Raw genomic sequence first — 10,621 nt, 5'->3', positions numbered from 1 at the left:
AACCGGCCGCGGATTCGTCAATGGCGCCAATTATCGTACTCGTATTATGCTCAGAAGCGCCGTCAGAACGGCGGCCTGATCATGCATCGCAGCAGTGGAATTCACCACGAAACGCGGAGAGCCGTTATGACTGTCAACACCACCAGCCGAAAGCCTGCCCCGACGCAGTCAAACAACGGCAGCTGGACACGGTTCAGCTCGCTGGTCGAAGCGGAACTGCTGGACTTCGTGGACAAGAACCGGGCACAGGCCGGCAAGATCTCGCAGTCCTTTCCGCTGATGTGGGACCACATTGAGTCTGCCCTGCAGGGTGGAAAGCGGCTGCGACCCAGGATGGTGCACCTGGCCTACACCGCCTTCGACGGCGTGGACCCTGACCGCTGCGCGAGGATGGCGGCAGCGTTTGAGCTGCTCCACACCGCGTTGGTGGTGCACGACGACGCCATCGACCGCGACTTCGTCCGCCGCGGCCAGCCGACCATCGGCGCCCACTACCGGGACCACGCCTTGGAGCAGGGACTGTCCACACCGGATGCCGAGCACTTCGGACACTCGGCGTCGATCATCGCAGGCGATCTGCTGCTCGCCGGTGCGCTGCGGCTGGCCGGCCGGGCCGCGGCGGGTCTGCCGCAGGCTGAAGCGCTGACCGACGCTGTGCACGACGCCGTCTTCGCGTCAGCCGCCGGCGAGCTCGAGGACGTGCTGTTGTCCGTCTCCATGGACCGACCCGACTTGCAGGACGTGCTGGACATGGAGAGCCTGAAGACCGCCGGCTACTCGTTTGAGGCTCCGTTGAAGGCCGGAGCCCTGTTGGCTGGCGTCGATCCGGGCCAAGCAGAAGCACTGGCCGCGATCGGCCGCCGCATCGGCGTCGCCTACCAAATCGTGGACGACGTGCTGGGGACTTTCGGCGAACCGGACACCACCGGCAAGTCCGCAGAATCGGATCTGCGCGAAGGCAAGCGCACGGTGCTGACGGCCTTTGCCGCAGAGGCCGACGGGTTTGATGACCTGCTCGCCGCTTTCCGCAGGGGAGAAGCGGAAGCAGACCAGGTGCGGGCCGCGCTCAAGGACTGCGGCGCCGATACCCGCGCCCAGGACCTCGCCCGCAGCCTGGTGGATGACGCATTGCATGAATCCCGCAAGTTGCCGGTGCACTCAGCTGCCCGGGCCGACCTCGAAGCGGTCTGTCTGCACGTGCTGACCAGGGGGAACTGACGCCATGGAACTGAACCCGCTCAGGCGTTACACCGACGCTGCCGGCCGCAGCGCCGGCGTCGTGATTTCCGCCTACTCCACCTCCTTCGGCCTGGCGTGCCGATTGCTGGGCCCGGAGGGGCGCCGGGATATCGCCAACATCTACGCACTGGTCCGGGTGGCCGACGAGGCGGTCGACGGCGCCGCCGCGGCGGCTGGCCTGGATGCCGCGGCTGTACGGGAGCAGTTGGATCGGCTGGAACGGGAAACCGAAACGGCCATGCTCTCCGGCTACAGCACCAACATGGTGGTGCACGCGTTTGCCGAAACCGCCCGCAGACGCGGCATCGGCACCGACCTGACCCGCCCGTTCTTCGCCTCCATGCGCGCCGACATCACGGTGGCCGCACACACCGACGATTCGCTGGAGGAATACATCTACGGCTCCGCCGAGGTGGTGGGACTGATGTGCCTGCGGGTGTTCCAGTCGATGCCCGGTGCGGTCTCCGGCCACGACGAAGAACTTGCCGTCGCGGCCCGCCGGTTGGGCGCGGCGTTCCAGAAGGTGAACTTCCTGCGCGACCTGGCCGCGGACAATGTGGAGTTGGGCCGCAGCTATTTCCCGCGGGCAGAAGCCGGCAGCTTCGACGAGGCGCTGAAGCTGAAGCTGGTGGCCGAGATCCGCGAGGATCTGGATGCTGCCAGGAAGGGCATTGCGCTGCTCCCGCCCGGTGCCTGCAGTGCCGTGGAACTGGCGCATGGCCTGTTCAGCGCGCTGGTGAACCGGCTGGAACGGGTTCCCGCGGATGAGCTGCTGTCCCGCCGCGTCCGGGTGGGCTCCCCGCAGAAGGCGGCGATCGCGTTGCGGGTTCTGGCCCGACAGCGGCTGCGCGGACGGAGCGCCGCCTGATGAGCCTGACCTCCTTCAAACACCGACTGGCCGCCCGCAGGGTCAAGATGGGGCCGGCGGCGCACCCCCGCGGATCCGCCGAGAAGCCCGTGGTGGTTATCGGCGGCGGGATCTCCGGACTGGCGACCGCCGGACTGCTGGCCAAGGCCGGGCACCGCGTGACCCTGCTGGAGCAGCGCTCCGGCCTGGGCGGGCGCTCGGGACGGTACGAGCGCGACGGCTTCCGCTTCGACACCGGCCCGTCCTGGTACCTGATGCCGGAGGTGATCGACCACTGGTTCCGGCTGATGGGCACCAGCGCCGCCGAGCAACTGGACCTGGTCACACTGGACCCGGCCTACCGGACCTGGTTCGAAGGACACCCGGAGGTGGCGGAGGTCCGCTCCGGCCGCGAGCACGCCGTCGGTCTCTTTGAGCAGCTGCAGCCGGGCTCTGGACAGCCGCTGCGCCGCTACCTGGACGAGGCTGCGGAAACCTACCGGCTGGCCAAGGAGCACTTCCTGTATGACGACTTCGCCAGCTTCCGCGGGCTGGCCCACCCGCAGGTGCTGCGGCGGTCCCCGCGGCTGGCCAAGCTGCTGGGCTGGAGCCTGGACCGCTACGTCCGCGAACGGTTCGCCGAGCCGCGGCAGCAGCAGGTGCTGGGCTATCCCGCGGTGTTCCTGGGCACCAGCCCGTTCCGCGCGCCGGCGATGTATCACCTGATGAGCCATCTGGATCTGGACGACGGTGTGTACTACCCGATGGGCGGGTTCGCCGCGCTGGTGGACGCGATGGAACGGCTGGCCCGCGAAGCCGGCGTCCAGATCGAAACCGGCGCCACCGCCCGCCGGATCATCACCGGACCATCCGGCGACAAGGCCCGCTGTGAGGCGGTGGTCTGGACCGACGCCGACGGTTCCACACAGCGGACGCCGGCGCGCACCGTCGTCGCCGCCGCGGACCTGCACCACGTGGAAACCGAGCTGCTACCGGCCCATTTGCGCAGCCACCCGGAACCGGTCTGGCGGCGCCGCGACCCCGGGCCCAGCGCGGTGCTGGTCTGTCTGGGCGTGCGCGGCCAGCTGCCGGAGCTGGCCCACCACAACCTGCTCTTCACCCGGGACTGGAAGGACAACTTCGGACGGATCCGCGCCGGCCGCGCGCTGGCCGACGAGACGTCGCTGTACGTGTGCAAGCCCAGTGCTACCGACGACGGCGTGGCACCCGAGGGGGATGAGAACCTGTTCATCCTGGTGCCCACCCCGGCGGCTCCGGCGTGGGGCAATGGCGGCGACGACGGCGAAGGCTCGGCCATCGTGGAGTCCGTGGCGGACGCGGCCATCGACCAGTTGGCGGACTGGACTGGCATCGCCAACCTGCGCGGCCGGATTGCGGTCCGCCGTACCTACGGGCCCGCGGACTTCGTGGACGGCTTCAACGCCTGGCGCGGCAGCGCCCTGGGTCCCGCACACACGCTGCGGCAAAGCGCGTTCCTGCGGCCGGGCAACCGGAGCGGCAAGGTGGAGGGGCTGCACTACGCGGGCAGCTCGGTACGGCCGGGCATCGGCGTACCGATGTGCTTGATCAGCGCAGAGTTGGTGCTGAAAGCGGTGCAGGGGATCAAGAAGCCGGGCGCCCTACCGGAACCCGCGGGCCAGATCGCCTCCGGCCCGGCCGCCTCCGAGGCTACCGCCACGGCCGCGGTGGGTGCCGTTGCATCCGGCGCGACGCCGACTAGCCAGCCATCTGACGGCACCGAGCCTGCTGACGCCGTGGCTCAGGCGCAGGCGCCGTCCGCCGACACCGCGGGGAGCAGCGCATGATCTACCTTGCCGTGCTGGTGGCGCTGCTGGGCTGCATGGCCCTGCTGGACGCCCGCTACAAGCTGTTCTTCTTCGCCCGGCCGTTGGCGGCCACCGTCACCATGGCCGTGGGGCTGGTCTACTTCCTGGCCTGGGATGTCTGGGCGATCTCGCTGGGCATCTTTCTGCACCGGGAGTCGCCGCTGATGACCGGCATCATGCTGGGCCCGCAGCTGCCGCTGGAGGAGGCCTTCTTCCTGGCTTTTCTCTGCTACCAGACCATGATCCTGTTCACCGGCCTGCTGGCCTGGGGGAGGCACCGGCGCACCGCCCTCCGCGCCAACACGCAAACCAACCCACGGCTCGTAGAGCACGACGGCGGCCCGCGGTCAGGGGGCGCGGCGTGAGCTTCCTGGAACTGAACTGGATCTTCCTGGGCCTGGCGCTCGCCGCCGTGGCCGCCGCTCTGCTGGCCCGGCGGGTGCCCCGCGGAGCCGCCGCGGCCGCTGGCCTGACCATCGCCGCGCTGTGGGTGCTGACCGCGGTGTTCGACAACGTGATGATTGCCTCCGGGCTGTTCGACTACGGCGGGCACGCGCTGGCCGGCCTGCGGATCGGGCTGGCCCCGATCGAGGACTTCGCCTACCCGCTGGGCGCGGCGCTGCTGCTGCCCGCGGTCTGGCTGCTGCTCACCGGCGGCCCCCGCCGTCGTCGTGCTGGAAAAACTGGCAGGGGAGGGGAGGGCCGGTGATCCGCGAACTGGTGATCACGTCCCGGCCTGTGTCCTGGGTCAACACCGCCTACCCGTTTGCCGCCGCCTACCTGCTGGCCGCCGGCCGGATCGACTGGCTGCTGGTGGTGGGCACAGTCTTCTTCCTGGTCCCTTACAACCTGGCCATGTATGGCATCAACGACGTGTTCGACTACGAGTCCGACCTGCTCAACCCGCGCAAGGGCGGGGCAGAAGGGGCCGTGGTGGACCGGGCGCGGCACCGCACCATCCTGCAGGCCTGCGCCATTACCACGCTCCCGTTCGTGGTGGTGCTGGCACTGGCCGGCAGCGTGGCGTCCAACCTGGTGCTGCTGGTGTCGCTGGCCGCGGTTTACGCCTACAGTGCGCCGGGGCTGCGCTTCAAGGAGCGGCCGTTCCTGGACTCGCTCACCTCCAGCACGCACTTCGTTTCGCCCGCGGTCTATGGGCTGGTGCTGGCGGGTGCCCAGTTCACGCCCGAGCTGTGGGCGCTGCTGGCCGCGTATTTCCTGTGGGGCATGGCCAGCCATGCCTTCGGCGCGGTGCAGGACGTGGTCCCGGACCGCGAGGCCGGGCTGGGTTCGATCGGCACGGTGCTGGGCGCCCGGCGCACGGTGCTGCTGGCCGCCGCGACCTATGCCGCCGCCGGTGTGCTGATGCTGGCCACCAATTGGCCCGGCCCGCTGGCTGCGCTGCTGGTGTTGCCGTACCTGGTCAACGTGCTGCGCTTCGCCCGGATTGACGACGCCGGATCGGCCGCCGCAAATGCCGGCTGGAAGCGATTCCTCTGGCTGAACTACGTGGTGGGGTTCCTGGTCACCATGCTGCTGATCTGGTACGCGGGGATCCGGTGAGCACGCCGGGCAAGCGGCCCGGTCCGGCGCAGGACCGGTGGTATCCGGCCGACGCCGGCCGACTGCTGGGCGCGGTGCTGGTGCCGGTGTCCTGGCTGGTGGCGGGCTGGCCGGCCGCTGCCGCCATGTTCCTGGTGGTCGGCGGCCAGTGGCTGCTGCGCTGGTACCTGATGGGCCGGCCGGCCGATGCCGTGGGCCAGACGGTGCTGCTAGCGGCGGGCTGGTTCAGTGCGGTGGGCCTCTACCATCAGGTGGCCTGGCTGGATGCCGTGATGCACGTGCTGGCCAGCCTGGTGGTGGCGCTGCTGGTGGCGGAACTGCTGCGGGGGCACCTGCTTCGCATGGAACTGCCGGCCCAAGAACTGCCGGCCACAGTACTGCCCGAGGGCCGGGGGACCCCAACGCACCGCGAGATGCCGGCAGCGGTCGGAGCGGCTCCCGGCATACGTCGCGGCCACGGCGGCTGGACCAGCGCCGTGGTCCCGGCGGTGCTGCTGGTCTGCGCGACCGTGACGCTGGGCGTGCTCTGGGAGCTGGGGGAGTGGCTGGGCCACACCTACATCACGCCGGAGATCGGCGTGGGCTATGACGACACCATCGGCGACCTGGCCGCCAACCTTGCCGGGGCCGTGCTAGGCGCCGCCATCGCCGTCCGTTCCACGCGCGCAGCCCACGGCCATTCCCGGCGCGCTGCCCCCGGCCCGCTCGCGCCAAGCCGCACCGGGCATCGACAGGACGGCCGCCGCCGCGGCGCTGCGGTGCCCGCCGGGCTGACTAGCGGCTCCCGCATTGTGAGCGGCTCCGGCACCGGCTCCCGAGTTGAAACTGGCTCCCGCGTCGGCACCGGCTCCCGCATCGGCATCGGCACCGGCACCACCGGCAACCGGACTGCACGGTGACGGCGGTGCCGGGAGCCGGTGTTCCACAGCACGGCCCTACGCTGTCCGTGGTGATTCCGGTGCTGGACGACGCCGCTGCGCTCGCCGAGTGTCTGGCGCTGCTGGCACGACAGACACGTCCCGCGGACGAGGTCATCGTGGTGGACAACGGGAGCTCGGATAGCTCGGCCCGGTTGGCGCTCGACGCCGGGGCGCGCGTGGTCAGCGAGCCGCGCCGAGGCATCCCCGCCGCTGCCGCCGCGGGCTACGATGCTGCCGCCGGCGAGGTGATCGTGCGCTGCGACGCCGATACCCGGCCGCCGGAGGATTGGCTGTCCCGGATCGGCGCGGCGTTCGGCGAAGACCCAGACCTGGATGCGCTGACCGGCCCGGGCAGGTTTTACGACCTGCCCCGGCCGCTGGCGTGGCTGGCGTCTGCCGCCTATTCGTCCGGCTACCGCTACGGGGCCGGTGCCGCCCTGGCGGGAGTTCCGGTGTGGGGGTCCAACTTCGCCATGCGGCTCACGGCCTGGCAGCGGTGTGCCGCAGGAATCCACCGGAACCAGGCGGGAATCCACGACGACCTGGACCTCAGCTTCCAGCTGGCACCTTGGGCGACCGTCCGGTTTGACCGCGGGCTGCGCGTCGGCGCGGCCGGCCGCATGTTCACCGGACCCGGGGCCTTTGCCCGGCGCTTCGGCTGGGCCTTCGCAACGCTGAAGCTGAACTGGGCGGTCCAGTCTCCCGGTCAGCGCTGGCTGGCCCGGGTCACCGGTCGGCGGCCCGCTTCTGTGCAGCCTTAAGCTTCTGCTGCAGGGACGCGTTGTCCGCTTCCAGCGCCAGCACCTTGCCCACCCCGGCCAGATTCACGCCGTCGTCCACCAGTTCGCCGATGCGGCGGAGCCGGTCCACATCGTCCCTGCTGTACCGGCGGGTGCCGCCTTCGGTGCGCTCCGGTTCCACCAGCCCGCGCCGCTCATAGAGCCGCAACGTCTGCTCGCCCACGCCCACCAGATCGCTGACCACGGAGATGGCATACACCCCCTGGTCCGCCCGGGGCTGCTTCTTTTCTGCGGCCAAAATTCCTCCAAGTTCAGACTTGAAAACATTTTAGCCCGGAGTCATAATATCTGTGCCCGAAGGCATAGATTAGCTGACCGGGCAGCAAGAGAATAAGACTGAAGGAGGCTGCTGCAATGTTGATGCGAACTGATCCGTTCCGTGAGCTGGACCGCTTGACCCAGCAGGTCTTCGGAAACCAGGCACGGCCCGCTGCCATGCCGATGGACGCGTGGCGGGAGGGCGACGAATTCGTCGTCGAGCTGGATCTGCCCGGCGTCGATCCGTCCACCATCGACCTTGACGTGGAACGGAACGTCCTGACTATTGGCGCGGAGCGCACGTCGAAGATCGGCGACGGCAAGGACGTCGTGGCCGCCGAACGGGCGACCGGAACGTTTAGCCGCCAGCTGGTCCTGGGCGACACGCTGGACACCGAGAACGTCAGTGCCAGCTACGAGGCCGGTGTCCTGGCGCTGCGGATACCGATCCGCGAGCAGGCCAAGCCGCGCAAGATCGAGATCAGCAGCGGTGACGGCAAGCAGATGATCAACGCCTGACCGGCACGGCCCCGGCCGGCGGCTCCGCCCCACCGCGGCGGAGCCGCCGGCCGCGCCGCATTTACTGTGGTGCTCGAACCGCGGCCTGTCAGCGCGCCGGTTCACCGGGCCGCCGGCGTGCACCACTTTCATCCCTCAGCGAGGGCGGAAGCGAGCGTAAACGTGAACGAAACCGATCTCTATGCCGTGCTGCAGGTTGCCCCGGACGCCAGCAATGACGATATCCGCCGCGCCTACAGGGCCTTGGTCCGCAGCCATCACCCGGATCTCAAGCCCGACGGCGGGGGCTCGGCACCGGGCGATGAATCGGCACCGGGCGTTGCGGAGCCTCAGACGGAGGCGCGGACGACGGCGGCGATCCTGCACGCTTACATGGTGCTGGGCGACGCCGGGCGGCGCGCGGAGTATGACCGGACCAGCTCCCGACGCGTCACGGTCCGGCATCATCAGCAGCCCGCGGAAGCCGGCGCGGCGGAGCCCGGGGACGTCGGTGCGTCCGAGCCCGGGGAATCCCGTGCAGGCGAGGCCGGCGTGCGCGCGCCCGCAAGCAGCGATCGACCCCAGCGGCGGCCGGACCGCAGTCCAGCCGTTCCCGTCGGACGCCCGGTGTATCTGGGCTTTGGCGAGCCGCTCCCGCCGGACGCCGTCCGATTGGGTGAGTCTCCGTCGTCGTCCTCACGGCACTACCGCCGATGGATTGTTTTTGACCGTTGAAGGAGGGCTCATGCCTGCCACCAGTTGGCGCCGCTACGACCATCATCTGTTTCCGGTGTTCCATGAACGCTTCGAGGAGCGGTGGGGGCCGGGAACCGCTCCATTCCTTGACCCCAGCGTCTTCGAGGAGGGCCAGCCGCGGCCCCGGGCGCAGTGGATCAACGTGGACACCGGCGCGGCCGCGGCCGTGGTTCCGGTATGGGAGGACCACGCGGAGCACCGGTCCTTCGCGGTTTTCTACCTGCCTCCTGCCGGCGGGATCTGGGTGCTGCGGCCGGGGATCACCGAGTACACGGAGAGCGGAGGGCCCGATCAGTTGGCACTGCGCAACGACTCGTTCAAGAAGGCCGTGGCCCACGCGGAAGAATTCCTGTTCGGCCCGGAAAGCGGCCGCCCCTAGCCGGCGGTCCGGTGGCACGGACCGGCGGTACTCCCGCGGGCCGCGACCGCTTTGGTGCTCCGTTCGCTGGTGCCGCTAGGAGTCGGACTGTGCGGCCGCACTGGACCGGTCAACCACGCGACCGGTGCCGGCAATTTCACGGGCTCGTTCGATGCCGTCCAGGGCTTCCCTGACGGACTGGAAGGTCACCGATTCGGCCATCAGCGATCCGTCGCCGTCCAACATCCTGACCCGAAACCCGCCGTCGGGTGCATCAATGAGTTCGAAATGACCAGCCATATCCTGCGATCCTGTCCCCTCGGAGACGCCACGGCGCTGTGGCGTCCAAACAGTATGCCACCGGGAGCCGCGAACGTCTTGGGGGTTGCCACACTTTGGCCGAGTGAGGAGAGTGGACAGTGCGCTGACCATCAACATGGATCGGAGAACACCATGCAGATCGACAAGCAGCAGATCATCGACGTCCTCAAGCAGATGGGCAACCAGGACCAGGCAGCCAAGGCCGATTCCGAACTGCCTGAGAAGGTGGACACGCAGAAGGACGCGGGCCTGCTGTCCGGCCTGGGGATCGACGTCGACGCCTTGCTCAGCAACATCCCCGGCGGCCTGGGGGAGAAGCTGGGCGGACTGAAGGACAAGCTGGGAGGGTTTGGATAAATGACCACCGACAACGGCGAAGAGCCCCGCGACCCGCAGGCGAACGAGGACAGCCAGGAGCAGCAGCAGGATCCACAGCAGCACGATCCTCTACAGTCAGGGGCCGGTCCTGACTCCACGGACGTAGACGGCGAAGCCGAGGCTAAGAACGCCGAGGAATCCGGCGGCTACGGCTACTGACCGGCCGACGAACCGGTTTTACACGCCCGGAGGCACTTCAGCCTTCGGGCGTTGCCGTGCCCATCACCATCGGGTTCACCGGAAGCCAGCCAGGCCCCACAGAGAACTCGTCCTGCACAGCCACGTTGAACCCTGCCGCGGAGATGGCGGCCACGGTGTTCCGGTTGAGCTGGCAGCCTTGCGCCGCGAAGGACCACACGGGCCGCAGCAGGTCCTGGAACGTAGCGTGCGCGCCGGTGCCGCGGACATGCTCCAGGAACAGCAGCCTTCCCTCCGGCTTGAGCACACGCCTGGTTTCGGCGAGGGCGGTGGCCTGGTCGGGGACGCTACAGAGCACCAGAGTGAAGACGACGGCGTCCACGCTGGCGTCCTCGGCCTGCAGCGCTTCGGCTCCCGCAGCGACCACGCGGACGTTGCCGACTGAACCGACCTTGGCCTCCAGCCGCTTGCGCATGTTCGGATCGGGTTCCACCGCCGTCACTTGGCAGGACGGCGGGAAGTGCCGCAGGTTCGCTCCGGTGCCGGCACCGACGTCGTACACAATTCCGTTGAGGCCGGACAGCAGCGCCGCGCGGCGCGAGGCGAGTTCCTCATGCTCGGCCTGGCGCATGGCAGCGTCATACTGCGCCGCGAACAGCGCGCTTCTCAGTCCCATGGGCCTTCTCCTGTCCTCGATC

16 protein-coding genes are annotated in these 10,621 nt (G+C 69.2%); 13 read left to right on the top strand and 3 right to left on the bottom strand.

Annotated features, from left to right (window positions below; translation table 11 throughout):
* Positions 1–126: 126 nt before the first annotated feature.
* From E4J89_RS02700 to E4J89_RS02660, 8 genes are read left to right on the top strand one after another with little or no spacing between them, the layout of a single operon-like run.
* A complete protein-coding gene (locus tag E4J89_RS02700; RefSeq protein WP_169303904.1) occupies positions 127–1,218 on the top strand; it encodes a polyprenyl synthetase family protein in 1,092 nt (363 codons plus the stop codon).
* Positions 1,219–1,222: 4 nt separating this feature from the next.
* Complete coding sequence (locus E4J89_RS02695; RefSeq protein ID WP_136784521.1) at positions 1,223–2,107, top strand: squalene/phytoene synthase family protein; 885 nt, start codon at positions 1,223–1,225, stop codon at positions 2,105–2,107.
* A 47-nt stretch (positions 2,108–2,154) separates the two neighbouring features.
* Positions 2,155–3,912, top strand: a complete 1,758-nt coding sequence (crtI, locus tag E4J89_RS02690) for a phytoene desaturase family protein (RefSeq protein ID WP_136784590.1) — start codon at positions 2,155–2,157, stop codon at positions 3,910–3,912.
* Complete coding sequence (locus E4J89_RS02685) at positions 3,909–4,298, top strand: lycopene cyclase domain-containing protein (protein WP_136784520.1); 390 nt, start codon at positions 3,909–3,911, stop codon at positions 4,296–4,298. The genes crtI and E4J89_RS02685 overlap by 4 nt, the downstream gene beginning before the upstream one ends.
* Positions 4,295–4,642, top strand: a complete 348-nt coding sequence (locus E4J89_RS02680; protein WP_136784519.1) for a lycopene cyclase domain-containing protein — start codon at positions 4,295–4,297, stop codon at positions 4,640–4,642. Before E4J89_RS02685 ends, E4J89_RS02680 begins: the two co-directional genes overlap by 4 nt.
* Positions 4,639–5,496: a prenyltransferase gene (locus E4J89_RS02675; RefSeq protein WP_136784518.1), complete on the top strand. Its 858-nt coding sequence runs from the start codon at positions 4,639–4,641 to the stop codon at positions 5,494–5,496. Before E4J89_RS02680 ends, E4J89_RS02675 begins: the two co-directional genes overlap by 4 nt.
* Positions 5,493–6,395, top strand: coding sequence for a hypothetical protein (locus E4J89_RS02670; RefSeq protein WP_205754370.1), 903 nt, complete (start codon positions 5,493–5,495; stop codon positions 6,393–6,395). Before E4J89_RS02675 ends, E4J89_RS02670 begins: the two co-directional genes overlap by 4 nt.
* Before the next feature lie 50 nt (positions 6,396–6,445).
* A complete protein-coding gene (locus E4J89_RS02660) occupies positions 6,446–7,177 on the top strand; it encodes a glycosyltransferase family 2 protein (RefSeq protein WP_276606331.1) in 732 nt (243 codons plus the stop codon).
* Here the strand turns inward: E4J89_RS02660 and E4J89_RS02655 are convergent.
* On the bottom strand, positions 7,143–7,454 hold the full coding sequence (locus tag E4J89_RS02655; RefSeq protein WP_136784517.1) for a MerR family transcriptional regulator: 312 nt from the start codon (positions 7,452–7,454) through the stop codon (positions 7,143–7,145). The genes E4J89_RS02660 and E4J89_RS02655 overlap by 35 nt on opposite strands.
* Before the next feature lie 116 nt (positions 7,455–7,570).
* Between E4J89_RS02655 and E4J89_RS02650 the strand changes: the two genes are divergently transcribed.
* The 3 genes from E4J89_RS02650 (at position 7,571) to E4J89_RS02640 (ending at position 9,107) form a co-directional block, all read left to right on the top strand.
* Entirely contained in the window at positions 7,571–7,993 is a 423-nt protein-coding gene (locus E4J89_RS02650; RefSeq protein WP_136784516.1) for an Hsp20/alpha crystallin family protein, read from the top strand.
* Positions 7,994–8,155: 162 nt separating this feature from the next.
* Positions 8,156–8,707, top strand: coding sequence for a J domain-containing protein (locus E4J89_RS02645; protein ID WP_169303903.1), 552 nt, complete (start codon positions 8,156–8,158; stop codon positions 8,705–8,707).
* Positions 8,708–8,717: 10 nt separating this feature from the next.
* Positions 8,718–9,107, top strand: a complete 390-nt coding sequence (locus E4J89_RS02640; RefSeq protein ID WP_136784514.1) for a hypothetical protein — start codon at positions 8,718–8,720, stop codon at positions 9,105–9,107.
* 75 nt (positions 9,108–9,182) lie between these two features.
* On the opposite strand, the gene E4J89_RS02635 is transcribed toward E4J89_RS02640, so the two are convergent.
* Positions 9,183–9,386 carry a DUF1508 domain-containing protein gene (locus E4J89_RS02635; RefSeq protein ID WP_136784513.1) on the bottom strand — a complete coding sequence of 68 codons (204 nt, stop codon included), beginning with the start codon at positions 9,384–9,386 and terminating at the stop codon, positions 9,183–9,185.
* 153 nt (positions 9,387–9,539) lie between these two features.
* On the opposite strand from E4J89_RS02635, the gene E4J89_RS02630 reads away from it, so the two are divergent.
* Together E4J89_RS02630 and E4J89_RS02625 are read left to right on the top strand one after the other, a co-directional pair.
* On the top strand, positions 9,540–9,764 hold the full coding sequence (locus E4J89_RS02630; protein ID WP_136784512.1) for a hypothetical protein: 225 nt from the start codon (positions 9,540–9,542) through the stop codon (positions 9,762–9,764).
* On the top strand, positions 9,765–9,944 hold the full coding sequence (locus E4J89_RS02625; RefSeq protein ID WP_136784511.1) for a hypothetical protein: 180 nt from the start codon (positions 9,765–9,767) through the stop codon (positions 9,942–9,944).
* 37 nt (positions 9,945–9,981) lie between these two features.
* Here the strand turns inward: E4J89_RS02625 and E4J89_RS02620 are convergent, their stop codons facing one another.
* Entirely contained in the window at positions 9,982–10,599 is a 618-nt protein-coding gene (locus E4J89_RS02620; protein ID WP_136784510.1) for a class I SAM-dependent methyltransferase, read from the bottom strand.
* Positions 10,600–10,621 lie beyond the last annotated feature (22 nt).

The sequence above is a fragment of the Arthrobacter sp. CAU 1506 genome, assembly GCF_005047635.1.
Classification (GTDB): Bacteria; Actinomycetota; Actinomycetes; order Actinomycetales; family Micrococcaceae; genus Crystallibacter.
This window is presented reverse-complemented; position numbering and strand designations above follow the sequence as displayed.